The organism is Holdemanella biformis DSM 3989, from assembly GCF_000156655.1.
GTDB classification, from domain to species: Bacteria; Bacillota_I; Bacilli_A; order Erysipelotrichales; family Erysipelotrichaceae; genus Holdemanella; species Holdemanella biformis.
In genome coordinates this window covers 2,553-28,478 of the sequence record NZ_DS996847.1, presented here as the reverse complement: position 1 = coordinate 28,478, position 25,926 = coordinate 2,553, and the positions used below count along the sequence as shown (strand labels likewise).

The following is a 25,926-nucleotide window of genomic DNA, read 5'->3' as shown; positions in this document are numbered from 1 at the left end:
GAGTGATTGTTTCATTTTTTTCTAATAATACCTTTTCCTCAAAACAATCATATAAGTATGGATAGTCTTCATATTCATCTAAACTCTTCTTATCATTTTCACTCACATCCCATACGGCAACTCGTACAAAATCTCCTTTTTTCTTATCTACCGTAAGATAAGCTCGTCCAGGATTTCCGCGATATGTAAGTGTATAGTTTTCAAGTCTTGCCAAAGATACAAACTTCGCATCTTTACATCGTTGCTTCATTTCTTCTTTGTTTAAATTACTTCCATATGCGATATAATACATATTTCCCCCAAAAGAAAATAGGATGAAGAATCATCCTATAGTTTACTTTCAATATTTTGCATCAACATTGCCTCAGGCATATATCCTGAGAATGCTGCAGCTTGTTGTCCTTTTTTAAATAGAATCATTGTTGGAACAGACATAATACCAAATCTTTGAGCTAAATCTGGACTTTCATCCACATCCACCTTTACAATTTTCACTTTTCCATCTAATTTATTTGCGACTGATTCAAGTACAGGTGTCAACATTTTACATGGTCCACACCAAGTTGCGAAGAAGTCGACTAAAACTACATCTTCATTCATTAATGCGTTAAATTCTTCTGTATTTACAATTTTCATACAAGGTTCCTCCTTATCTAATTCCATTCTATAACAAGCCTTTACGTAAGTCCATTTCTTTGCCCGCAAGCAGGGCATCGATTGCTTTTCCAATGCCATTATTCATATTTGTGTCCGTAACAACAGTGGCAGCATACTTAGCTTCATCCATCGCATTCCCCATAGCTACACCAATACCTACTTGTTGAAGCATCTTCAAATCGTTTTGTGCATCACCAAAAGCCATGACCTCATTCATACTAATGCCTAATTTATCACAAATCTTCCACAATGCACTTGCCTTACTTACGTGTTTTGGCATAATTTCTAGCCAATCCGGACCAACCAATAACACATCATAATCACTAAGTGCCGCTTTGATTCCATCAAAATTCTTTTCAAAGAATTTTGGCGTATGCACCATAATCACTTTATTGATATCTTGTGTTAAGCGAATTTCTTCAAAAGGTAAATCAATAAAATTACGATTCTCTCTACCATCCTTCAAGCCATAATCATCAGGCTCCCCCAAAATGGCATTCTTAACTTTTTTCTTTACACGATTCAATGAAGATATGTAACTATAAAAATCATATCCACATTGAAAAATTCCCTCAACGCCAAATTCCTTACATACTTTCTGTATTTTAATTCCATCTTCTGGTGTTAAAACATCATCCAAATCATATTCTTTATTTTCAAAATCATATACGACTTGTCCATTCACTAATGCCAAAAAATGATTTCCATCCTCTAATCTCAATGGTTCATATACAAATTTACATCCATTTTTATCTCGACCCGACGCAATCACAATGTGCACGCCTTGTGCCATTGCTCTTTGAATCGAATCCACCGTTCTTGGATCCATTCTTTTTGAATCATCTAAAAGTAGAGTTCCATCTAAATCAAACGCCAAACATTTTATAGTCATGTTACTTATCCAATTCTTCTTGATATGAGAACAATTTTGTACAATATTCTCCATTAAAGCATGCCAAACATAATCCAACACCATGAGTGGCTTCTTTCATTTCTTCTTCCGTCATAAAACGCAAACTATCCGCACAAATATATTCACGAAGTTCTTCTACACTCATACGAGCACCAATCAATTGATCTTTTGTAGAAGTATCTACACCATAGAAACATGGACTTGTGATTACAGGACTTGCGATACGAACATGAACTTGGGTAGCCCCTGCATCTTTTAATAATTGAACAATTCTTCTTGAAGTCGTACCACGTACAATCGAATCATCAATCATAACAATTGATTTTCCTTTAACTACACTAGATACCGGGCTTAGTTTTAATCGAACACTACGATCACGCATTGCCTGTGTAGGCTGAATAAATGTACGTCCTACATATCTATTTTTTACTAAACCTGTTTCAAATGGAATACCCGCCTCTTCTGCATAACCAATGGCAGCCGATAAAGATGAGTCTGGTACACCAATAACGATGTCCGCCTTTAAATCTTTATCTTCTCTAGCCAAAATAGATCCTGTGGCCTTACGGAAAGCATGTACGTTAATACCTTCTACCACACTATCTGGTCTTGCGAAGTAAATATATTCCATAGCACACATGTGATGATCTGTGTCTGTTGAATAAAATTCATGTTTTACAATGCCCTTATGGAATTCAACGATTTCTCCTGGTTTTAAATCCACACTTTCATAGATTCCCATAACTTCAAAAGCACATGTTTCACTACTGATCACATAGCCATCTTTACTTTTTGCATAACTCAAAGGTCTTAATCCATGACGATCACGAACCGCATAAATAGTATCCTCATTCATAACTAAAAAAGAAAATGCCCCTTCAATACGATTTGCGGTTTTCATAACACGCTCTTTCAAAGTGCCCTTTTGTTTTTGAATCAAATGAAGAATAATTTCACTATCACTTGTTCCTTGAAAAATCGCGCCTTCATTTTCAAGTTCAATACGAAGCTCTTTTTCATTTACAATCTGCCCATTATGAACGATAGCTAAACTTCCATTATGTCCCTTTGATACAATTGGCTGAATATTTTCATTTTCCTGACCACCCGCTGTACTATAACGAACATGTCCAACAGCCAATCTTCCGACCATAGAATCTAATTTTTCTTTTTGGAAAACATCTACCGTCAACCCTTTACCTTTTTGTAAAGTAATATTCTCACCATCCGAAACGGCAATACCACTTGCTTCCTGCCCTCTATGTTGCAAGGAATGCAAACCATAATACGTAATACTTGCTGCATTATCTACGCGATATGCACCAAACACACCACACTCTTCATGAATTTCATCAAACATAACTGATCTCCTTTGCCACAACATTATATCATGCATATAAGAAAAAATGGACGACTTTTCATCATCCATTCATTTCTTTTAAACGTTCTTTTCGATTTAGATATAAAACACCTATTTTATACACACTTGCCATTGTTGGAATTCCTAGAAACATACCTGGAATACCGGCTAAAGATCCAAAAATCACAACAGTCATCATGACATAGATTCCTGGTAACCCCACTGAATTTCCAACGACATGTGGATAAATCACATTACTTTCGATTTGTTGAAGAATACATAAATATAATAAGAACCAAAGTGACATAATAGGACTTACAGTAAATACCATAAACATCCCAATCGCCCCACCAATATAAGCTCCAATCATCGGAATAATATTAATGACACCAACTAATGTTCCAATCATTGCCGGATATGGCATACGTAGTATAATCATACCCAATGTACATAGTGTTCCTAGAATCGTTGCCTCAATACATTGTCCTCCAATAAAAGCACTAAATGTTTGATTAATAATATTCAAACACCTATCCATTCTACGCTTCACCGTTTCACTCAAATATAGATTCGTTAAACGATGATACAATTGAACAAATCTTTCTTTTTCTAATAAAACATAAATTGCGAAGATAAACATCAACACAAAGTTAAATACACTATTCACAATAACAGTTACCACATTAAAAGTTGTACCCACAACATTGGTAACACCAGTTGAAATGACATTAATTCCGGATTGAATCAAATTTTTCCAATCAATATCCAAGTTATTAATAGAATTCGCAAGCTGTGGATTGTTCTCAAACAAATCCACTAAAAACTTCTGGGCATTTTCAAAATACTTTGGCAATACTTGTACAATTACACCAATGGCTTCACTTAATGAAGGAACAACGAGCGTAATTAAGAAATACACAAAAAGAAAAATTAAAATCAAAGAAAGAAGCAGACTTGTTGCACGCTTTCCTTTCTTCATAAAATTCAAACGCTTTTCAATTTTGGCCATAACTAAGTTGATCACAAATGCCATCATAGCTCCAAACACTAAAACTCTACATGCATTCCATAATAGAGATACCATAGAAATCAATGTATCCAATTTAATCAATCCAATAATAATGATTGTGATTCCAAATATATATATCCATAAATTTCTTTTTTTCATAAGCACCTCACTCCCTTATTCTAATACATACGCGTATACTTTTTAAATAATTTATCATTTCTTTCTTCCGTACCATCACAGTTTAAAGATGAAAAAACAGGTACTTCTACATTGTGTTCGATCAAATACTTTGCACATGCCACATTGATGCATTGTGCAATGAAAGAATTGGCCATACTTGATGTTGGACAAAGCTTGGCATCCAAGCCATCAATAGATAAAGCACAATCTCCAACTTCTCCACAATTATCAATGACAATATCTGCAATTTGGTACAAATTCTTTCCACAAGAATGACGAGAAGATTGAGCAGTTGTATGTTTCATACTTGTGATGGCAACTACATGTGCACCACGATTTTTAGCTTCAAGTGCAAGTTCGATTGGATAGGCATTACGCCCAGAATTGGATGCGATCAAAACGACATCACCACAAGATACTCCATATAAATCCACTAAAATTTTGGCATAACCACTAAGTCTTTCAATATGTGAACTCTTTGTCGGATGCTCCGTCATCGTAAGTTCACTTGTCAAAATGGGAACCACAAAAGCTAAACCACCAGCACGAGCATACATCTCTTCCGCCATTGTATGCGAATGGCCACTTCCACTCACAAAAAACTTACGTCCATCCATAAACGCTTGGGCCATTAAATGACCGGTTTGTTCTAATTTTTCAGACTGTGTCTCTTGAATCTTTTTAATGATATCAAGACCCACTTCAAACACTTCTTTCATATTATTATTTCTCCTTGATATGCATATTTCTTTATATTCATTATACAACAAGAAGAAAAATAAAAAACAGCCATTAAGGCTGTATATTGTTTAAGTGGTGCCGACTATAGGAATTGAACCCACAACCTACTGATTACAAGTCAGTTGCTCTACCAATTGAGCTAAGTCGGCATAATTTATATGGTGCAGAGAAAGGGATTTGAACCCTCACGCGATCTCTCGCACTGCCGCCTGAAGACAGCGTGTCTGCCATTTCACCATCTCTGCGACTGAGTGTATTATACTAAAAATTCAAACAGTACGCAACCAAAAAATGTGACCTTTTTAACAGTCACATTTCGCATATATATCAATTAGATTCAATAAGATTTCCACATTCTTTTCCATCGACTGAATGGGAACATATTCAAAACGTCCATGCGCATTCTCATATCCCGCCGATAAGTTAGGACAAGGAAGTCCTCTATGAGATAAGGCTGAGCCATCGGTTCCTCCTCTAAATGGTTCTGTTTGAGGTGTTAATCCTACACTTTCAATGGCTTGTTTCAAATATGGAATCATAAATGGTACTTGATCAATCACTTCTTTTAAATTACGATATTGAATTCTTTGTGTAATATTTACGGTACCTTGTCCATACTCTTTATTTAACATATCCACAATCATTTTTAATGTGTTATTACGTATATCAAACTGTAAACTGTCATGATCACGAACATTGATTTCAATCTTGGCATATTCGCAATCTCCATTAAAACTCACCACATGATAAAAGCCTTCTCTTCCTTGGGTATATTGTGGCTTTTCTAATGCCGGTAATTTATTTAAGAATGCATTTCCAATATCCACCGCATTCTTCATAATGCCCTTTGCGGTAGCTGTATGTACTGAAATACCATGGATCTCAATCGTTGAAAGACTCGCATTAAATGTTTCATCCATATAATAACCCAAATGATCTCCATCTAGCGTATATGCGATTGGCGATTTAAAGCGTTCTAAATCTAAATCTTTAGCAAGTCCACTTACTTCTTCATCTGGTGTAAATGCGACAGAAATAAAATTATGCTTAATTTCTGGATGTTTTACTAAATACTCCAACAACGTCATAATGGCTGCAATACTTGCCTTATCATCCCCTCCAAGTAGTGTTGTACCATCGGTTAAAACCAAATCCTGTCCAATATATTGTTTCAAATTTGGAAATACAGACGGTGACATCACAATATCTTTTTCAGCATTTAAAACAATGTCCTTTCCATCATAATTTTCTAACACCCAAGGCTTTACATCTTTACCACTCGCATCTGGAGCTGTATCCATATGTGTCACAAAACCAATAGCTCTACCCGTTTTCACATTCGCTTCTAAAGATCCATATACTACACATGTATCTTTATCATAATATACATTTGTAGCTCCAATTTTTTGAAGCTCTTCATAGATAACTTTAGCTAAATCATGCTGACAAGATGTAGTAGGAACACTTGTACTATGTGGATTCGATTCTGTATTGATTCTTGCGTAGCGCATCAATCTCTCTTTTACTTGTTCATAAAATTCTGTCATAAGGATTCTCCTTTTTTTGTATATTTTATTCTTTTTCAATGCAGATGAAAAGAAAAAAAGTACCTACGAGGATGTAGGCACCAACTTAAGTCTATACTTTTTTATTTCTTATACATAATAAGTCCATTGAAATATCCATTTTCTTCAAATGAATAAGTTTGAATATATGAAAATTCTTTGAATAGTTTATCAAACTCATCACATTGTTCTTGTGATTCAAAAACAACTTTGATCACATCTTGTAGTTTAGTTGTACAACCTTGTATACTAAGAACACTATTTTCTTTAATTTTTTCACAGACTACATCAAATAAGCATAGATACAAATTGATTTGTTCATCATATTTAATATTTGAAAAAATATCTGTTGGAAGATTCATCGAAAGTTTTATGTGTTTATTTTCTAATTTACTTTTGTACTCATTTAAAACTACAGACATTGCGATATTATTCGAATAAATCTGATTAAAGTTTTCCAATACAATTTTTTCTATTGCATCTATACTTTGTGCATATTCCGCCTGATTTTCTGATTTTTCTATCCTATTTTTTAATGTCGTGATTTCATGCAGCAATGAATGCATGAAATTAAAATTTGATTTATAGTTTCTATCCAACATATCAAATTTTATAGCATTAAATTCATTCTCCATTTTTTCTAATTTCAGTTCTTCTTTAATCTGTAAATTGTGAATAAAGCCATATTGAATTGAAAATGAAATGAAGATTAGAATTGTTAAAAAGAAGAAAACATTCAAGAATATTTGATTCTTCTGCAGGATTTCACGATAATCTTTGTAACATAAAGCAATCCCTAAAAGGAAAATAATCGGAATCAACACAATGTATGTAAACTTGATTGTATTCTTATCATGATAGAACTTTGATAATGTAAATCCTATTGTATACGAAATAATCTGTGTTGTTAAAATCACAATTAAATATGTAGATGAATGTACATCTATTGGTGCACTAACAACATTAAAAATCTCTAAAAGTAGAATCGATATTAATTCTGAAATTGCGAAAATAAAATAAACAAAAATAAAATAAATCAATTTTTTTGATATTTTACCTTTGTACATAAACATAATGTAACATAGATTCAAAAGTAGAATAATCCATCGGCCATAAAATGTCATTCCATTCTGATTTAAATACCACTGAATTAAAACTACTGTTACGTATGTTGGCAAGACAAATTTATTGTTTTTGAATTCACTAAAAGACCTGATAAAAAGTGTTAAAAACAATAAATTTAAAGATACTGATATTAACATCATAACGATTTAAATAAAGATCTATAATAATTGTCAATAAAGGCCTTTTTATAAAATTTTGACAAAGGAATTTTCTCATTGTTCGATAAGAAAAGATCTCTTTCATCTTTACTAATACCAGAAATATATTTAAGATTTACCACATAACATTTATAAGGTTGCGCAAAGCCATATTCTGTTAATTTTTCAATCCAATATTTCAAAGGGTAACTTGTTTTTATTTGTACTCCATTTAAAAAGTGAAGTACAGTTGCACGATTTAAAAATTCAACATAGAGAATCTTATCATAGTGGATTTTATATGGTGCAATTTTAGAATCATAAAACCCCATATATTTTTGAAATGTAGCTCCTAGTACATTCTCCATTTCTTCATTAAATATATTTTCATCAATTGGTTTTAAAAAATATCGCTTGGCATCGATAGAATACCCATCAATTAAATACTGTGAATATTTAGAAGTAATGATGATCATTAATTCCGGATAAACTTTTCTAAGCCTTTTAGAAAATTCAATTCCATTACTATTTCCGATTTCTACATCCAAAAATAATATGTCTACATTAGAAAAAATATCCAAATTCTCATTTAACTTTAATTCAATACTGATCTTGTGATCAATATTACGTTTATTAAAATAATGGATGCATAACTTTTCAAGATCTTTAGAATCTTTTAAATCATCATCAATAATCAATACATTCAACATAACCATCCCCCCTAATCTGTATGAATGAACGTGCAGAAAGTTGCTTTAAAAAATTGTTTTCATTAATTACCCAGTCAATTCTTTATATATGTCCTGAGCATTTTCATGATCACTACATACATATATGACAATTATATATTAATAAGAACTGACTTCCAAAATTAAATGATTGGTTCAATTTTTTGAATGTATGTATGTATTATTTTGATTATATATGATTTTAAATAGATAATGCTTATATCGTGCATAAGAGGACCAAATATCGCATAAGACGATTTGGTGAAACCTTCTAGAGCCAATCATGTATGCTATAATTCATTGTAACTAGGAGGATAAAACTTTTATGAATTTTAGAACAACTTCAACTATAGAAGAACAAATGAGTCATGTAAAAAAATATGCTCCATTATTATTACTTAATATTCCTAGAAAATATCAATACTTATTGTATTCCATACCTTTTATTGCAATATTTGCAGATTTTGTTTTTAATTTATTAAATCACATCTATTTCTTATGTATCTTTGACTTTTTCCTTTTTATTGTAACTATACATACTATTATTTCTTTAAGAAAAAAGATAATGATTCCTGAATCCATTTCATCTGGTATTCTTAATCCTAATTCTATTATTGAAATTGAAATCACCGACCAACAAATCATTGGTATCTTACCAAATAAAACTATTATTAAAGATTTGAGCGAGTTTACAAATTATATGATTGTAAAAGATGGAATATTTTTAATGATGAATAACAAAAAAGAGAAAAAATATATACTATATATACCTTCAAAAAAACAAGAATTAATTCTTTTATTTAAGGAAAAGAAAATAAAAGGTATCTAAAACTCAAGATTTTTAAATTATCATAAAATTGGAACTTTTTTATAGTAAGTTGCCAATTTTCTTTTATTTTACGTTTTTTGCTCTAACTAGTTGAATACAAAGTACAAAGCAAAAAAACACATGCTATGCGAATGGTATCAAAGAAATGTTATACAAAATAGATGTGTGTAAATATCACATCATTTTCACACCCAAATATAATATTGAAGGGCAGATTTTCCACAAATTCTACTCTATTTTAAACTACAATCAGAATGTATAGTAAATATAACAGAAAGCGAAAACCATTCTACTCTTAAAAAGGATATTCTCTTATTCGACTATATCCTTAATGCTTATATAGATTTCATTTATGGCTCCACTGATTGCACATGCTACATCTGCATCTTGTGTATATACATAAATTTGTCTTGCGTTCCAATATGTATCGGCTGTAAATGCTTATAGCCGAAAAGATCATCTTTCTTCATCTCAACAATACGGAAGAAATCTGTGATTTGATGCATTCTTTTCTTGATTGATAATAGAATTCCCTTTGTATCACAGCCTGTATACTCTTTTGCCAATGTGAATAGAACTTCATATCTATTGATATACTTGCCTTCTTGCACCTACATATCCTTGTGACCATTTAAGAACTTTGCATTCATTATACACGAAACAAAATCAGATGAGCACTTGATCATACCGTTCCTACAGATCAAAATTTTTAAAAATATAATAATATACTGTATTTATCGCATATTTCATAATTTTCTATAACCAAATTGATTATAAATTGTGTTATAATCATATAGTTAAAGATTATAAGGAGAGAAATACCTATGAATTTGGATAGCAGTAAACCGCTATATAGGCAAGTAGAAGCAGATATAAAAAGCAAAATAGTTTCAAAAGTATATGTCGCCAGAGAAAAGATGCCAACTGAAAATGAGCTCAGCGAACAATACAATGTCAGTAAAATTACCATACGTAAAGCCATCCAGAACCTTTCAGATGAAGGCTACGTAAAAAAGGTACAGGGAAAAGGCACTTTTATCACCTATAAAAAAGAAAAGATGTACTTAAATAAACCTCGCGGATTTAAAGAAACACTTTCCAGCAAAGGTCATTCTTCTAAAAATGATATTATTCAAGCATCTTTTCTTAATGCGAATGGAGACATCTCAGAAAAACTGTCCATTCCTTTAAACACAAAAGTCGTCTATCTGGAAAGACTTGTATGGGAAGATAACGAGCCTATGGCTATCGATAAAATTTATATCGAAGATGAAAAATTTCCTGGTTTCATCACCAAGCTGAGCAAAGATCGTTCCTTTTACACTATATTAGAAAAAGACTATAATATCCAACCTAAACGTGCCATTTATGAAATTGATGGCATCATTGCTCAGAATCAACATGCGGATCTTTTGAAATGTAACATTGGAGACCCATTGTTTTCCATCAATAAAATCAGTTATGACTTTGAAGATAAGCCAATTCATTATTCATCAACAATTGTCAGATGCGACAGAGCAACTTACGTCGTTCATACAGACAACTCCAACATGATGAACACAAAAATCAAATCAAGATAACATAAAAAAAAACAGATGGTTTTGCATATCTGAATATGCATTGCCATCTGTTTTTGGGTTCCCAATCTGAAATTATGTATATTTGAAAGAGAGATTAAATGTTATTAGAGAATTCCAAGGCCACCCATAACCATTCCAAACAGAATGATTCCAATTAATAATGCGTTAGTATTCACTTTCTTCTGAATAAGCTTGTAAATACTCATAGTAAATACAAGTGGTAATAACTTAGGGAAGATAGTATTTAACATATCCTGCAAAACAAGAGATGTACCACCATCCTGGAACTGTAATGGTGTAGTAATGTTTACCATACCTGCAACCATTCCACCTACAACCGCAAGACCTACGATAGAAGCGAAATGCATGACACGATCCATAAAGCCTCCCTGATAGAGTTTAGCAAGGTATTTATTACCAGATTCATATCCAAGGAAAGTTGTATAATACGCAAACAGTAATGATGGAATTGCAAACAATACTACAGCCAAGATTGGACCTAACACACTTCCTTGCTGTGCAAAGGATAAACCGATACCAAATGTGATGATTCTTAAAGTTCCCTGGAAGAAACTGTCCCCAATACCTGCAAACGGTCCCATCAAACTTGTTTTAATCATAGAAATGGATTCTGTCTGGAAATCACCTTCTTCAGAATTGGCATTCTGCTCTTCCATAGAAGCTACAAGACCCATAATAAATGGTGTCATCTGAGGTGTACAGTTAAAGAATTCCATATGACGTCTGTACGCATCTTTTTTTCTTTCTTCATCATCTGCATATAATTTATCTAAGACCGGAGACATTCCGCACATGAATCCCATATGCATCTGGCGTTCATAGTTCCAGGAACACATGATTGTCAAAGATCTTAAGAAAACTTTACGCAAATCTTCTTTTGTTAATTTCTTCTGTTCCATAATTATACATTTGCTCCTTTTCCATAGAATACCTTATCTAAGATGTATGCCAAAATGATAGCAAACAGTGTTACGCCAACCAGATCCAATCCGGAGTAAGCAACAATCAGGAAGCCTAACATAAAGTAAATGAACATCTTTTTAGACAACATAGTACTTAATAACATTGCAAATCCAAGTGCAGATAACAAGTTACCGGATACTGTCAAACCTTTTGTAATAACTTCAGGAATCGCATTCACAAAGTTACTTACTAAATCTGTTCCTAAATATACGGCTAAAAAGACAGGAATAAAGTATACTAAACAGCTGAAGATAAAGGACCACCATAAATGAATATGAACTGCCTTTTTACATTTACCTTCATCAATTGCCTTATCTGCAACATGTGAGAACTGTGCAATCACCATACGCATCAGTACACTCAGGAATTCACCTGCAACTGCTACAGGAATAGCAAGTGACAGAGCTTCTTCTGTAGTAGCACCCGAAAGGATAGCAAACGCAGTAGCAATGACACTTCCCAGTTGCATGTTTGGAGGACCAGCAGCACCAATAGCCACAAAGCCCATGGACATCAATTCTAATGAGGCGCCAAGGATAATTCCCTGTTTCATATCGCCTAAAACTAAGCCGGCCAATGTACTCAAAATAAGAGGTCTTCCGATATTCTGGCGTCCAATCAATCTGGAGTCAACAACCGCAACCACTGAGACCAAGCCTAATAATATAGCCTTAATTAGCATAATATTTCTCCTTAATTATGATATTATTATTCAAAATTTGCGCGTTCAATCGGTGAAGTAGGCACCATCTGGATAATGATCTTCTTACCCATGGAAATCAACTCTTTAGTTGAAGCAAGTTCCTCTTCATTCAAGAAGATAGCTTTACCATATGCCTTAGAACCATTCTTCTTTGCCACACCACCATAATTGATTTCTGTAACTTCCGGCAATTCTTTAACAAGCTGTACAGCTTCTTTAGGTCCTTTAACAATAATCATGATATTTTTATCTGCATTCTTTTCCACAACTTCCTTTACTTTAGAAAATGGAATGATGCTTAATTCACAATCTGCTGGTTTAGCAATGCTAAGAGCCATCATACTTATTGGATCATTAGGCACTTTATCATCTGCCACAATAATATAATTTACTGACATTTGTTTTGTCCAGGAAAAGATTACCTGACCATGCAGAAGACGATGGTCAACTCTAACTAATTTAATCATACATTACCTCCATCTAATAATTTGTTATAAAACACCATACTACGGGATGCATTTTCACAAATTTCTTCTATATTCAGTTCTTCCCAGGAAATGCCGTTTTTCTTCATAGTCATAAGTTCTAAAACAAATGGAAGATTGATACCCGCAATAAATTTTCTGGATGAATTGATAAATGGTAAAGATACATTTGCAGGTGATCCCCCAGGAAGATCCAACAGAACTACCAGATTTCTATCTTTATAGACTCCATCTATCATAGTTTTTATCTTCTCTGAAAAATCTTCCAGAGATTCAGCATTTTCAAAACTCAATGTTCCAAAATCATCATCATCGATATCCAGAATTAATTTCAGTGCACCTTCATAACCTTTACATAAACTACTGTGCGTAATCATTAACACATCAAATGCATCTTTCATATTTCATACCATCCTTTTGTATTTCATCTAAAAGTGGAATACCCTCATGCAAAGAGGATATAATTTTCACTGTCTGCCGTTGCTGTATTTCGGTGGCCTGAACTAAATCTGGTACCATCACAACAGGAATTCCTGCAGACCACGCAGCCTGTACTCCTACAGCAGAATCTTCAAACACGAGAGCATTATCTTTGCAAACATTCATAGTATCAATCACATTCAGATACACATCCGGAGATGGCTTTGTATGTTTTACCTCATCCCCGCAGCATATATAATCAAAATACTGTATCAGATGTAATTTTCTTAAACGTTCTTCTGTCAAGACTCTACTGGTAGAAGTAGCTACTGCACACCGAATACCTGTCATTTTAATGTAGTCCAGAATTTCATAGACACCCGTTTTGACTTCCAACTGACTTTCCAGTCTTTTAAGGCCTGTTTGTCGTGCAGTTTCAAGAAATTCCTCTGTAGAGCATTTTCCTTGTAAAACAATATTAAGAAATTCTCTTACAGCAATTCCAGTCCGCCCAACTACATGCAAAAATGATTCCTGTGTCCATTCTGAAATCCCATAGGATTCAGCTACATCACACCAAACATCCTGCCAGACCCTTTCGGTATTCAATAATAAACCATCTACATCAAAAATGACAAGTTCCAGCGACATATTTTTTCCTCTTAGTATTCCATCTGCCACATGTAACGACGAACGTCTAAAGAATGTCCACGTTCAAATGCAATGGCTTCCACAAAGTGACGAATGACAACACCTGTAAGAATTGCAGCTACGTATTGTCTAGCTTCCTCAGCAACATTTGATAAATCAAGATCTTTCTGATCAAGAACTAACAAATCTTCTGTAAATTTCTTAGCAAAATTTTCAACACGTTCATCAAGGAATCTTGTGTTACCAATGCTCTTTACAAGCATAAATGGAACATCATAGTCTGTAACTTCAAATGGTCCATGGAAGAATTCACCGGAATGAATGCAACCGGAATTAATCCACTGCATTTCCATAAACCAGCACATTGCTGTGGAATATACTTCACCATAGTTAATACCACTACCAATTGTATAAATCGTCTTTTTACGTTTATTATCTTTTGCCCACTGTTTAGCCTGAGCATCATACTGTTCTTTTGCTTTTGTAGATAACTCCGTTAACTTTTCCAACTCTTTAAAGCAAATATCCCATTTTGCATCAGCTGCAAGAACACCAAGTAGCTTGAATAGCAATCCGTAAAGAATACCTTTATTCTTATCAGAATCGCTGACATCTTTACCCCAGTCATAATGTACTGGATATTCTGCAGCTTCCCATAATGGAGAACCTTCTAAATTAGATAAACAAATTGTAATTGCGCCCTTAGATCTTGCAAGTTTTGTAGCAGCAACTGTTTCTGGAGTATTACCTGAATGTGAGCATGAAATAACCACTGATTTTTCGCATAGATTTTTAGGTGTATCATATACAAACTCATTTGCAGTGTATACATGTGATGGAACAGAAGACTCCTTATCAAATAAATACTGACCTGCCATTAGCACTGCCTGAGAACCACCGCAAGCCACGAAATAAACTTCGTTAACCTCCTTTCTGGAAGCTACTGCTTCAACAGCTGTTGTAATTTGTAATTCATGTAAGTTTCTCATATTTTCCCTCCTGAATGATTATATATCATTATGTGTCCTTACATAACCTATTATATTGATATCGTATTTTTAGTCAAGCGCTTTTATTTACTTTTTTTTGCTATATTAGCAATCGGCTAATATACAATCGTGTATGGATTGATGAAAAATACATAGAAGATTATCAAGTGCTGGAATCTAATAACAAAAAGCATCCAAGAGGATTGTCGAAAACAAAGATATGCATCGTATTAGCTATTGATTCCAATAAGAATATGGCAATGATCAATAATATGTGCAGTTGGTTGAAAAGATATATCTGAAGGTTTATAGGAATGGAAGTAGAAAACTTACAATCTTATTCAAATTAGTTTATATATCTGCAGAGATGTAAAGAGAGAAATACACAGATTATTTTACGCTCTCCAGTAACTCATAATAAAAAACTCCCGTGTTACCATACTATTGTAATCAGATCATGTTATGCATTATTTTTGCCTCTTATACATAACTAGTCAATATTTGAAATAATATAGTATACTTAAATGAGAAAGGCAGGACATAACTATGAAAAAATTAGCTATCGCAATCACCAGTTTACTTTTAATCACTGGATGCTCTTCTACACCTACCATCACAAACACAAATAATATTAGGGAGCATATTCTAAAGGATAATGTAGCTTATGATTCATTCTCTTCATATAGTGATTCAGATACAATTATTCGTTTGCCAAATGGAGAATATATACATGGAACAAAAGAAGTGAATGGAAAATATTATGATAGTGATCAAGATTCAGGTGCCATTCAGGCTAAAAAAGCGAAATATTATGCTTTACTAGCTATGGATGTGAACAACTATTTAACTGAAGAATTTGAAGGATTCAATGATTCAGATGAAGTTTTCTATAATAAAGAAGGCAGCTTCACAAATGCATCTACAGTCATTGATGAAAATGGTAATGAAAAAGACTTGGCCAATAATCCAGACTATGAATCTATGACAATAAAAGAGGTAAAAGAAAAAGAATACAATCGTTTGATCCAAGAAGATGCTAAAGAAGAAAAGAAAAATCTATCTTCTCCAGTCAGTGAATTAAATTCATTATTGCCAAAAACTGATTATATTTCACGAACTGTTTTCAACAAAAAGAATAAATGTGCCATTCATTATTATGAAGTAGAAGAAAATGAGTATTTTGACTACATAAAGAAAATCAAGGAGAAAGGTTTTGATTCCATTGATCCAAATTCTCCAGAAGAATCTTTTTTAGGAGTTAACAACGATAATATATTAGTCAATATACACTATGATGCAACAAATAAAATCATTGACTTAACTATTCAAAGACAATAAGTTTAACGCATTAAAAGTCCGGACAAGTTCTGGACTCTTTTTTTGTGGAAACAAAAAAAAGACTGGAATTTTTCATCCAGCCTTTGACATTAGAATAATCCTACGATTTTACCATCTTCATCCACATCCATGTCTAATGCACTTGGATGTTTTGGAAGTCCTGGCATCGTTAATACTTTACCTGTTAGAGCAACAATGAAGCCAGCACCTAAACTTGGGCGTAATTCACGAACTGTAATTCTAAATCCTGTAGGACGACCCATTACTTTACCATCATCGGATAATGACATTTGTGTTTTAGCCATACAAATTGGTAATTTATCCCATCCTAATTCATTGAATTTCGCAATTTGTACTTGTGCCTCTTCTGTAAAATCAACACCATCTGCACCATATACTTTTTTGGCAATGGTTTCTACTTTTTCCTCAATAGACTTATCTAAATCATATAAAGGAGCATAGTTATTTTCTTGATCACATAACGCAACTACTTTGTTCGCTAAATCAATAGCGCCTTCTCCACCTTTTGCCCATACTTGAGATAATGACATTGGGTGGTTGTTTTCTTCACACCATTTTTCTAATGCAGCTACTTCAGCCGGTGTATCTGTCGCAAATTCATTGATCGCAACAATATATGGTAAACCAAATTGTTGTACAGTATCAATATGTTTTGCCAAGTTTTCACATCCTGCAAGCATAGCCTCTACATTTTCTTCTTTTAAATCTTCTAAGGCAATTCCACCATGCTGTTTTAATGCACGAATTGTTGCAACAATCACAACCGCATTCGGTTTAAGATTTGCCAATCGACATTTGATATCCAAGAATTTTTCAGCTCCTAGATCTGCACCAAATCCAGCTTCTGTAACTGTATAATCCGCAAGTTCTAGACATGCCTTTGTGGCAATAACAGAGTTACATCCATGCGCAATATTCGCAAATGGACCACCATGAATCAATACTGGATTGTGTTCTAGTGTTTGAACAATGTTAGGTAATACGGCATCTTTCATAACCATAGCCAATGCACCTTCAATACCTAAATCATGTACATATACAGGCTTGTCATCATAAGTATATGCCACAAGCATTTTCCCAAATCTTTTCTTTAAATCCATTAAATCATCTGCCAAACATAAAGCTGCCATGATTTCACTCGCAACTGTAATATTAAATCCGTCTTTACGTTCAACTCCATTGGCTTTTGCACCACAACCAATTGTGATATTACGCAAAGTACGATCATTCATATCTAAACAACGTTTGAATGTTACTTTTTCAGGATCAATATTCAATTCATTTCCCTGATGAATCACATTATCTAGACATGCACTTACTAAGTTATTGGCAGTCGTAATCGCATGCATATCTCCCGTAAAGTGAAGGTTGATATCTTCCATTGGTACGACTTGGGCATAGCCACCACCTGTAGCTCCACCTTTTAATCCAAACACTGGACCTAAACTAGGTTCACGTAAAGCCATCATCGTTTTCTTACCTAAACGATTTAAGGCATCTCCCAAACCAACTGTTGTCGTACTCTTTCCTTCTCCAGCTTTAGTAGGATTAATAGCTGTGACTAATACTAATTTTCCATGAGGATTATTTTCAATGGATTTTAAATAATCAAAAGACAATTTAGCTTTATATTTTCCATAATGTTCCAAGCTATCTGCAGGAATTCCAATTTTTGCGGCAACCTTTTCAATTGGTTCCATGACACATTCTTGTGCAATTTCTAAATCTGTTTTAGCCATTTTACATATCCTTCTTTCCAATATCATTTCTGTGAAATAAATCTTTACATTGAATCTTTTCTAATTCTTTATATGTATGATCAAATGCAGTCTGTAAGTCATCTTCTAGAGTAACGACCATTAAAACACGTCCACCATCTGTGACTAATCCTTCATCTGTCATTTTTGTTCCCATGTGGAAAACCAATCCATCTACATTATCAACACCTTTAATCAAAGATCCTTTTGTAGAGCTTGCAGGATAATTTGTACTTGCGAGTACAACACCATGACTCACTTTATCTGTCCATTTTAATTCAACTGGTTTATTATCCATTAAATCTAAAATAGCTTGTACAAAATCACTTTCTAAACGTGGCAAAATAACTTCGGCTTCTGGATCTCCAAAGCGCGCATTGAATTCAATTGTTTTAATACCTTTTTCTGTCAACATCAATCCACCATATAAGAATCCAGTAAATGGTACACCCTCTTTAACCATGGCACTTGCCATTGGTTTCATAATCTCATTCATGGCTTCATCGATAATCTCAGAAGTAATCTTTTTAACTGGACTATAAGATCCCATACCACCTGTATTAGGACCTTTATCTCCATCAAATACACACTTGTGATCTTGGGCTACTTCTAAAGGTACTACTGTTTCGTTGTGTACTAGACAGATCAAAGAAAATTCAAATCCAAATAAACATTCTTCAATCACAACTGAATTATTTTCAATCGCAAAGGCAATATCTAATGCTTCTTTAGCCTGTTCTAATGTAGAAGCTACCGTAACACCTTTTCCAGCTTTTAAACCATCTTCCTTAATAACGATAGGAGCCCCTTGTTCTTGTACGTATGCCCATGCAGACTCTAAATCATAGAATGTTTTATAAGCTGCCGTTGGAATATTATATTTTGCCATGATCTTTTTGGCAAAATCCTTACTTGATTCGACTTGAGTCGCCTTCTTATCTGGCCCAAAAATTTTTAGGCCTTCTTTTTTAAACGCATCTACAACACCTAGAGCTAAAGTGGCCTCAGGACCTACGATGGTTAAATCTACATTTCTTTCTTTTGCCAAAGCAACAAGACCTTCTACATCATTGTCTTTCACATCGACACATTCTCCAATTTTTGCCATTCCAGGGTTGCCTGGTGCACAAATCAACTCATCACATAAAGCTGAACGTTTACATGCATACGCAAGTGCGTGTTCACGTCCGCCCTTACCGATAACTAGTATTTTCATTGCGTTTTAATCTCCTTTTTCTTTACCTTTCAATCATAACAGAAAAAAGACCATAATGGGTCTTTATTCACAAATTTTTAACAGAAAAAGGGTAGAAACAGACTTTCCACCCTCCATTTGTTAAACTTTTAAGAATTGTGCTACATCTAGCACGAAAATTGTGGCTCCACCAACAGTAACTTCCACAGGAAAACTTGCATAACGGCCAATATCATAACTAGCTGTACTAGGTACAATTTCCGTTCGCTTACTTGAATATTCCTTGATGATATCAATGGCTGCTTCCACTTTTTCGTCTTCACAACCAATAATCAACGTTGTATTGCCTGCGCGAAGGAATCCACCAGTCGTTGCTAATTTAGTAACAGAAAAACCATTTTTATTTAGTGCATTACTTGCCACTGGACTATCGTCATTTGATAAAATTGCTAGGATAAGTTTCATAGTGCTTCCCCCACCTTTCTAAGGCTATTATATAAAAATTTATGCGCAACTACAACAAGAAAAAAGAACCATAATCTTTAGAACAATCCACACTATTTCATGTATAATAAGAATTAAGTTTAGTGGGGTTGTATATGTTAATAAAGAAACATTCAAATCTTTTGGAGATCCAATATGATAAATAAAAGAAAAAAAGACAAATTTGGAAATGGATTGATCGCATTTCTATTTATATGTATTATTTTCTTATTGTGTTATGCTTTTAAAAATCCAATTTTATTATATTCATCCAATCCAGAAGTAGAGATCAATCATGAATATGATCCAAAGGATAATATTCAACAGGTTTTTTTCCATTCAAATTCAGATGTAAAGATTTCAGGAGATATCAATACAAATAAAATTGGAAAATATGAAATCACATATCAATTAAAGAATTATAAAAAAACATGTAAAGTATCTGTAAAAGATACAAAAGCACCTGATTTAAAACTTAAAGCATATAAGGCAGGTATGAAAGAGGATGTTAAGCCTGAATCCTTTGTCGAAAGTGTTAAGGACGATTCTAAAGTATCACTATCCTTTAAGAAAAAACCTACAAAGGATAAAAAACAAACGATAACCATCATCGCAAAAGATGAACATGGAAATAAAGCCATGAAAGAGACAACTCTAACGTTGGTCAAAGATATTGAAAAACCAATTATTCATACAGATACTATTTCTGTTTATGTAGGTTCAAAGCCAAACTACAAATCCTATATTGAGGTAACAGATAATATGGATTCTAAACCAAAAATCAAGATTGATTCTTCAAAAGTAAAGACCAAGAAAACAGGTACTTATAAATTGTTAGTAACTGCTACAGATCGTTCGGGTAATAAAGCTAAGGCTAAAATCAATGTAACTGTTGAAGAACCAAGTAAAGTTGTATATATGACATTTGATGATGGTCCTAGTGAAAATACAGATAAAATATTGAAGATCTTAAAGAAATATGATGCGAAAGCTACTTTCTTTGTGACGGGAAACAATCAAAAATATAACAGTTCTATCAAAAAAGCTGCAGATCAAGGCAACACAATTGCACTTCATACTTATACACATGATTATGCGAATGTTTATTCTTCTACCACTGCTTATTTTGAAGATTTACAAAAAGTGAGTGACATGGTCAAACAAATCACAGGTAAAGCACCAAAATATATTCGTTTCCCTGGTGGTTCAAGCAATACAATTTCAGCACAATATTCGCAAGGAATCATGTCTGCACTCGACAATATGGTGCATGAAAGAGGATATGAATATTTTGATTGGAACTGCTCAAGTGGAGATGCTGCATCCAATACCGTGCCAGCACAAGATATTGTGCGCAATGCGACAAGTTGCGATTATGAACAAATTATGATTTTGTTCCACGATTCAAGTCCAAAAACAACAACAGTTGAAGCATTACCAGAAATCATTAAAAGCTATAAAGAAAGAGGATATGTCTTTAAAGGAATCTGCGATGATACGCCAATCTTCCATCATGGAGTCAATAACTAAGTCAGCAAATGGCTGGCTTTTTTTGTACCTGCAGAAAAAAATCGAAGGAATTAACCTTCGATTACTGCTTTGTAGTACTTTAATAAATCTTGCATCAATTTGATGCTTTCTTCTACCTGATTTTCATTCATCACTGCAACTTTTGTATAGTTATGTAATAAAATAGGTCTAGAAACATTATATGTTTCAGCTAAATGATTGACCCAATCTTGTGCTTCTAAGCCTTGCTGTTTTGTAATAACACCTTCTGATACAATTACACCTTTTACACCTGCAAGAGATACGGGTACACTCCATTTAACAAGTCCTGCATGACATGCATACTTTTGTGGTTCGTTCGATTTTAAAGCTCCTGTATAATTTTCAAAAGTACATTCATCACATTGACGTAATGCAGATGAACTTGTTTTTAAACATTTACAAAAGAAGTTTTTCTCCTTTGCGCTACTAATCTCTGTTTCGTCTTGCACAAAATAGCATCTTAATCCGGTAATATGGTAATACGCATCCATTACCTTTTGGATTGCTTCTTTAGGCAACATAAATAACACCTCAAATCCTTTTCTTATCTTAATTAAATCACTTTCAATGATTGATTTCAAGGCTTTTGTAAGCCTTTTCAACCATGCTATTGCATATTAAAACCAGATGTTATCATCTGGTCATATTAAATTCCTTTTATTGTATGAAATGCATGTTGCGCTGCAATGGCACCATCATTACATGCGGTAACAACCTGCCTTAATTCTTTATCAATGACATCTCCAGCCGCATAAATTCCTGGTATCTTTGTTTGACAATTCGCATCTACCAAAACATATCCACGCTCATTTAATACACCTAAATCTTGTACACAATCCGTATTTGGATCTTGTCCAACATAAGGGAAAATACCCGAACATTCAATAACTTGTTTTTCATGAGTATCCACATTTTCTAACTCAATGCCAGATACTTTTCCTTCCGAACTTAAAATTTGAACAGGAATATGCTTCTTGATGACATGAATCTTCTCATTTTCTTCAATCTGACTTTGAATATGTTCTTCCGCTCTAAATACATCTCTTCGAATCACAATCGTTACACTTCGCGCAAGCCCTGCAAGATAAATCGATTCTTCTAATGCCGAGTTCCCTCCGCCAATCACGACTACATCTTTATCTCTAAAAAATGCCCCGTCACAAACGGCACAGAAAGAAACACCATGTCCAAGATTTTCTTTTTCTCCAGGTATATTTAACAATCGTTCTTTTGTACCTGTGGCAAGTATTATGGCTTTACCATTCACAACACTTCCATCGCTTAAATATACATCTTTATTTTCATCAATCTTATTTACTTCGCCATACGCATATTCAGCTTGAAAAGAAGTGGCTTGCTCAAACATATCCATCGCAAGCTGCGTTCCTTCTATTTCTTTAACACCTGGATAATTACTGATTTTATTTGTTTTAATCAACTTTCCTCCCGGCGCTCCATTTTCTAAAATTAATGTTTTTAGTCCGGCTCTCGAACCATAAAGTGCTGCACTTAAGCCTGCTGGCCCAGCACCTATTATCACCAAATCGTATTGTCGCTCCATATGTGATCCTCCTTACATAATGGTATTAACTGCATCAAATCATCGATAACTTTACATGGCTTTGCTCCTTTTAATGCTTCACGTTGTTTTTCATCGACACTAAATCCTACAGAATAGGCAGCCATATTCTTTGCGGCTACAATATCCGCAACATTGTCACCGACATAAATACAATCATCATGACTAGTATGTAATAAGTTACACGCTTCAATCAAGCCAGATGCACTTGGTTTAGGTTCTGGTAAATTTTCTTTTCCCAACACAACATCAAAATACACATCTAATCCCGATTGTTTTAATCCTCTTTTTACGACTTCAATACGCTTATTTGAAACAACTGCACATTGTATATTTTCTTTTTTCAATCCTTCAAGCATCTCTTTAGCATGAGGGATTTCTTTTAATAATTCTTTATGAAGCGATTTATTGATCATTTGATAACGATCAATGATACTTTGAACTTGATCTTCTGGAAAATACTTTGAAAAAGTAACTTCAAGGGTGGGTCCAAAAAATGTATACAATTCTTCATTTGACAATTCATAATCTGGTTTAAGTTCTTTAAATACTCTTCTAAATGTTTCAAAAACCAATTGTTGTGAATCAATCAATGTCCCATCTAAATCAAACAACACAACAGGCTTTTTCTTCCAATGAAAGGCTTTATGAAATACACCCATTAAGCCAAGACAACCAACAATCATTAAAGCTAAAGATACAAGTTGAGCTGTACGAAGGCCCAATACCATTAAAGAATCTGTTCGCATTCCTTCAATCACAAAACGTGTAATGCCATACCAAACCATGTACATAAATCCGCAGTCACCGCGTCTTCTATACCAATACTTACGGAAGATACATGTAATAAATAGAAAACCAAGTAAGTTACATACACTTTCAAATAAGAAAGTAGGCATACGGTATGCCCCATCAATAAACATTTGATTTTTAATAAATGCTGGATAATGCGCAAAGAAGCTCTCAGGTACAATTCCACCATAGGCTTCTTGATTCATAAAGTTTCCCCAACGACCAAATGCTTGTGCAAGTAAAACGGTTGGCATGATTAAATCAAACATTCTTAAAAATGAAATTTTTCGTTTTTTGAAAAAGAACAAACTAAATATGAAACCTGCAATCAATCCTCCATGAATGGCCAAACCACCGTTCCAAATGGCAACGATTTCATTCATATGTTGAGAATAATATTGCCATTCAAAAATAACATACCATGCTCTTGCACCTAGAATCCCTATAAATAACATAGGAACGACATAATCATCTAGAACTTCTGGTGCGTACCCCCATTTTTTCATGGTTCTTTGGCATAGTAAATAGGCGCACAATGCGCCTGTTAAAATTAAAACGGCATACCATGCAATTTCAAAAGATCCAAAAGAAACAAAAATTTTAGTGCTCGGAAACAGATGCATCGAATTCCTCCTTCTTATTTTCGGATATTTGCGATAGTACTCGCTCTTCAAATTCTTTAGCTGAATCTAAGCCATCTTTCAACAATAAGAAGTTTGTCACAGCCGTTTCAATAACAGATGACATTGGTCGTCCTTGTGAAACTGGAATTGTCATCTTTAAAATTTTGATTCCCAAAATTTCATTATATTCCTTTTCTTCAATTCCAACACGATCATATTCATAAGAATCATTAAATGGTTCTAAATCAATTTGAAATTCAATTTGTGTTTCATGGGCAACAGCTCCTACTCCATACATACGAGAAACATTGATAATTCCAACACCTCTAAGTTCCATAAAACCTTCAAGCATTGGTGTTGTTCTACCAACTAAATCATCATGAATTTTGTAACAATCAATACGGTCATCTCCAACTAATTGGTGTCCACGCTTAATCAGTTCTAGCGCAATTTCACTTTTTCCCATTCCACTTTTACCAGTAATCAATACACCAACACCAAATACACGTACTAATTCTCCATGAATGACTACTGATTCTGCTAGACATTCATCTAAGTAGTTCGTAATACTTACGATTGCGTGAGAAGTTTGATGTTCTGTTTTAAATACTGGAAAATCTTTACGCTTTGCGATCTCTTTTAAAACAGGTGGACACTCATGGCCATGTGCAATCACAATACATGGTGTATTATCTCCTGTTAAAAATTCAAAGGAACGACGTTGTGAAATTTCGTCCATTTGTTCTTCAATATAACCAATTTCTTTATCTCCTAATACTACAAGTCTTTTTGTTTGAGTATCCGGAAAATATCCAGCCAACTCTAATCCCGGACGATTTGTATCAGCCAAAGTTAATGGACGATTTAATGAATTTGAATCTCCAGTCACAATTGTCCACATGAATTTTTTTGCTAAATCACGAACAATTACTTTTTCCATGGTCTTCTCCTTTTTCTAATAATGGTTTTAAATATTGGCCTGTATAGCTTTCTTTGCATTCGGCAATCTTTTCAGGTGTTCCCGTACAAATAACAGTACCTCCACCTTGACCTCCTTCAGGCCCCATATCTATAATTTGATCTGCACATTTGATTACATCCAAGTTATGTTCAATAACTAATACAGTATCTCCATGTTCGACTAAACGCTGTAAAACTTCGATCAATTTTTTTACATCATCACTATGCAATCCTGTTGTAGGTTCATCAAGCACAAATAACGTTTTGCCAGTAGCCTTCTTTTGAAGCTCACTCGCTAGTTTTACACGTTGTGCCTCGCCCCCTGATAAAGTCGTTGCACTCTGACCTAATTTTATATAAGAAAGTCCTACATCATTTAGAGTTTGTAATTTATGTTTGATTTTTGAAACATTGCTAAAGAATTCCAATGCCTCTTCAACCGTCATATCCAATACATCCGCAATTGTTTTACCTTTATAATGAACTTGTAATGTTTCTTCATTATATCGTTTTCCGCCACATTGATCACAAGGTACATAAACATCTGGTAAAAAATGCATGGAAATACGTA

28 protein-coding genes and 2 tRNA genes are annotated in these 25,926 nt (G+C 33.8%); 4 read left to right on the top strand and 26 right to left on the bottom strand.

What is annotated here, in order from left to right:
• From EUBIFOR_RS10115 to EUBIFOR_RS10065, 11 genes are all read right to left on the bottom strand, one after another.
• Positions 1-292: gamma-glutamylcyclotransferase family protein (locus EUBIFOR_RS10115; protein ID WP_003865952.1), on the bottom strand; the 292-nt coding region annotated here is incomplete at its 3' end.
• A gap of 35 nt (positions 293-327) precedes the next feature.
• Complete coding sequence (gene trxA / locus EUBIFOR_RS10110; protein ID WP_040466483.1) at positions 328-636, bottom strand: thioredoxin; 309 nt, start codon at positions 634-636, stop codon at positions 328-330.
• A gap of 28 nt (positions 637-664) precedes the next feature.
• Positions 665-1,549, bottom strand: a complete 885-nt coding sequence (locus EUBIFOR_RS10105) for a Cof-type HAD-IIB family hydrolase (RefSeq protein WP_040466487.1) — start codon at positions 1,547-1,549, stop codon at positions 665-667.
• Position 1,550: 1 nt separating this feature from the next.
• Complete coding sequence (purF, locus tag EUBIFOR_RS10100; RefSeq protein ID WP_040466482.1) at positions 1,551-2,930, bottom strand: amidophosphoribosyltransferase; 1,380 nt, start codon at positions 2,928-2,930, stop codon at positions 1,551-1,553.
• 61 nt (positions 2,931-2,991) lie between these two features.
• Positions 2,992-4,098 carry an AI-2E family transporter gene (locus EUBIFOR_RS10095; RefSeq protein WP_003865948.1) on the bottom strand — a complete coding sequence of 369 codons (1,107 nt, stop codon included), beginning with the start codon at positions 4,096-4,098 and terminating at the stop codon, positions 2,992-2,994.
• A gap of 20 nt (positions 4,099-4,118) precedes the next feature.
• The gene (locus EUBIFOR_RS10090) at positions 4,119-4,838 is read right to left on the bottom strand and encodes a sugar isomerase domain-containing protein (RefSeq protein WP_003865947.1); all 720 of its coding nucleotides are present in this window, start codon (positions 4,836-4,838) and stop codon (positions 4,119-4,121) included.
• Positions 4,839-4,933: 95 nt separating this feature from the next.
• Positions 4,934-5,009: transfer RNA gene (locus tag EUBIFOR_RS10085), tRNA-Thr, on the bottom strand.
• Positions 5,010-5,019: 10 nt separating this feature from the next.
• Positions 5,020-5,105: transfer RNA gene (locus EUBIFOR_RS10080), tRNA-Leu, on the bottom strand.
• A 57-nt stretch (positions 5,106-5,162) separates the two neighbouring features.
• Positions 5,163-6,407: a peptidase T gene (pepT, locus tag EUBIFOR_RS10075; RefSeq protein ID WP_003865946.1), complete on the bottom strand. Its 1,245-nt coding sequence runs from the start codon at positions 6,405-6,407 to the stop codon at positions 5,163-5,165.
• A gap of 101 nt (positions 6,408-6,508) precedes the next feature.
• Positions 6,509-7,492, bottom strand: coding sequence for a hypothetical protein (locus EUBIFOR_RS10070; RefSeq protein WP_147587420.1), 984 nt, complete (start codon positions 7,490-7,492; stop codon positions 6,509-6,511).
• Positions 7,493-7,686: 194 nt separating this feature from the next.
• A complete protein-coding gene (locus EUBIFOR_RS10065) occupies positions 7,687-8,397 on the bottom strand; it encodes a LytR/AlgR family response regulator transcription factor (protein ID WP_040466480.1) in 711 nt (236 codons plus the stop codon).
• Positions 8,398-8,740: 343 nt separating this feature from the next.
• On the opposite strand from EUBIFOR_RS10065, the gene EUBIFOR_RS10060 reads away from it, so the two are divergent.
• Positions 8,741-9,244, top strand: coding sequence for a hypothetical protein (locus EUBIFOR_RS10060; protein WP_003865943.1), 504 nt, complete (start codon positions 8,741-8,743; stop codon positions 9,242-9,244).
• A gap of 374 nt (positions 9,245-9,618) precedes the next feature.
• On the opposite strand, the gene EUBIFOR_RS10055 is transcribed toward EUBIFOR_RS10060, so the two are convergent.
• Positions 9,619-9,855 carry a hypothetical protein gene (locus EUBIFOR_RS10055; RefSeq protein ID WP_003865942.1) on the bottom strand — a complete coding sequence of 79 codons (237 nt, stop codon included), beginning with the start codon at positions 9,853-9,855 and terminating at the stop codon, positions 9,619-9,621.
• Between the two features lie 213 nt (positions 9,856-10,068).
• On the opposite strand from EUBIFOR_RS10055, the gene EUBIFOR_RS10050 reads away from it, so the two are divergent.
• Complete coding sequence (locus EUBIFOR_RS10050; protein WP_003865941.1) at positions 10,069-10,824, top strand: GntR family transcriptional regulator; 756 nt, start codon at positions 10,069-10,071, stop codon at positions 10,822-10,824.
• 104 nt (positions 10,825-10,928) lie between these two features.
• On the opposite strand, the gene EUBIFOR_RS10045 is transcribed toward EUBIFOR_RS10050, so the two are convergent.
• From EUBIFOR_RS10045 to EUBIFOR_RS10020, 6 genes are read right to left on the bottom strand one after another with little or no spacing between them, the layout of a single operon-like run.
• A complete protein-coding gene (locus tag EUBIFOR_RS10045) occupies positions 10,929-11,744 on the bottom strand; it encodes a PTS system mannose/fructose/sorbose family transporter subunit IID (protein ID WP_003865940.1) in 816 nt (271 codons plus the stop codon).
• A gap of 2 nt (positions 11,745-11,746) precedes the next feature.
• A complete protein-coding gene (locus EUBIFOR_RS10040; protein WP_003865939.1) occupies positions 11,747-12,490 on the bottom strand; it encodes a PTS mannose/fructose/sorbose/N-acetylgalactosamine transporter subunit IIC in 744 nt (247 codons plus the stop codon).
• A 26-nt stretch (positions 12,491-12,516) separates the two neighbouring features.
• Positions 12,517-12,978, bottom strand: coding sequence for a PTS sugar transporter subunit IIB (locus tag EUBIFOR_RS10035; protein ID WP_003865938.1), 462 nt, complete (start codon positions 12,976-12,978; stop codon positions 12,517-12,519).
• Positions 12,975-13,397 carry a PTS sugar transporter subunit IIA gene (locus EUBIFOR_RS10030; protein ID WP_003865937.1) on the bottom strand — a complete coding sequence of 141 codons (423 nt, stop codon included), beginning with the start codon at positions 13,395-13,397 and terminating at the stop codon, positions 12,975-12,977. The genes EUBIFOR_RS10035 and EUBIFOR_RS10030 overlap by 4 nt, the downstream gene beginning before the upstream one ends.
• Positions 13,381-14,067 carry an HAD family hydrolase gene (locus tag EUBIFOR_RS10025; RefSeq protein WP_040466479.1) on the bottom strand — a complete coding sequence of 229 codons (687 nt, stop codon included), beginning with the start codon at positions 14,065-14,067 and terminating at the stop codon, positions 13,381-13,383. The genes EUBIFOR_RS10030 and EUBIFOR_RS10025 overlap by 17 nt, the downstream gene beginning before the upstream one ends.
• An 11-nt stretch (positions 14,068-14,078) precedes the next feature.
• Positions 14,079-15,056: an SIS domain-containing protein gene (locus EUBIFOR_RS10020; protein ID WP_003865935.1), complete on the bottom strand. Its 978-nt coding sequence runs from the start codon at positions 15,054-15,056 to the stop codon at positions 14,079-14,081.
• A gap of 546 nt (positions 15,057-15,602) precedes the next feature.
• On the opposite strand from EUBIFOR_RS10020, the gene EUBIFOR_RS10015 reads away from it, so the two are divergent.
• Positions 15,603-16,394 carry a DUF6591 domain-containing protein gene (locus EUBIFOR_RS10015; RefSeq protein WP_003865933.1) on the top strand — a complete coding sequence of 264 codons (792 nt, stop codon included), beginning with the start codon at positions 15,603-15,605 and terminating at the stop codon, positions 16,392-16,394.
• A gap of 89 nt (positions 16,395-16,483) precedes the next feature.
• Here the strand turns inward: EUBIFOR_RS10015 and EUBIFOR_RS10010 are convergent, their stop codons facing one another.
• From EUBIFOR_RS10010 to EUBIFOR_RS10000, 3 genes are all read right to left on the bottom strand, one after another.
• Positions 16,484-18,154, bottom strand: a complete 1,671-nt coding sequence (locus EUBIFOR_RS10010; protein ID WP_040466478.1) for a formate--tetrahydrofolate ligase — start codon at positions 18,152-18,154, stop codon at positions 16,484-16,486.
• 1 nt (position 18,155) lies between these two features.
• Complete coding sequence (purD, locus tag EUBIFOR_RS10005; protein WP_003865931.1) at positions 18,156-19,388, bottom strand: phosphoribosylamine--glycine ligase; 1,233 nt, start codon at positions 19,386-19,388, stop codon at positions 18,156-18,158.
• A gap of 120 nt (positions 19,389-19,508) precedes the next feature.
• A complete protein-coding gene (locus tag EUBIFOR_RS10000; protein WP_003865930.1) occupies positions 19,509-19,832 on the bottom strand; it encodes a cyclic-di-AMP receptor in 324 nt (107 codons plus the stop codon).
• A 174-nt stretch (positions 19,833-20,006) separates the two neighbouring features.
• Between EUBIFOR_RS10000 and EUBIFOR_RS09995 the strand changes: the two genes are divergently transcribed.
• A complete protein-coding gene (locus EUBIFOR_RS09995) occupies positions 20,007-21,380 on the top strand; it encodes a polysaccharide deacetylase family protein (RefSeq protein ID WP_003865929.1) in 1,374 nt (457 codons plus the stop codon).
• A gap of 50 nt (positions 21,381-21,430) precedes the next feature.
• Here EUBIFOR_RS09995 and EUBIFOR_RS09990 read toward each other — a convergent pair whose 3' ends face one another.
• From EUBIFOR_RS09990 to EUBIFOR_RS12810, 5 genes are all read right to left on the bottom strand, one after another.
• The gene (locus EUBIFOR_RS09990; RefSeq protein WP_040466476.1) at positions 21,431-21,922 is read right to left on the bottom strand and encodes a PocR ligand-binding domain-containing protein; all 492 of its coding nucleotides are present in this window, start codon (positions 21,920-21,922) and stop codon (positions 21,431-21,433) included.
• Between the two features lie 125 nt (positions 21,923-22,047).
• Entirely contained in the window at positions 22,048-22,962 is a 915-nt protein-coding gene (gene trxB / locus EUBIFOR_RS09985) for a thioredoxin-disulfide reductase (protein WP_003865927.1), read from the bottom strand.
• A complete protein-coding gene (gene lgt, locus EUBIFOR_RS09980; RefSeq protein ID WP_003865926.1) occupies positions 22,938-24,395 on the bottom strand; it encodes a prolipoprotein diacylglyceryl transferase in 1,458 nt (485 codons plus the stop codon). The genes trxB and lgt overlap by 25 nt, the downstream gene beginning before the upstream one ends.
• Positions 24,373-25,335 carry an HPr(Ser) kinase/phosphatase gene (gene hprK, locus EUBIFOR_RS09975; RefSeq protein WP_040466475.1) on the bottom strand — a complete coding sequence of 321 codons (963 nt, stop codon included), beginning with the start codon at positions 25,333-25,335 and terminating at the stop codon, positions 24,373-24,375. Before hprK ends, lgt begins: the two co-directional genes overlap by 23 nt.
• Positions 25,313-25,926 (bottom strand): ATP-binding cassette domain-containing protein (locus EUBIFOR_RS12810; protein ID WP_003865924.1); only part of this gene is annotated, 614 nt, incomplete at its 5' end. The genes hprK and EUBIFOR_RS12810, both read right to left, overlap by 23 nt.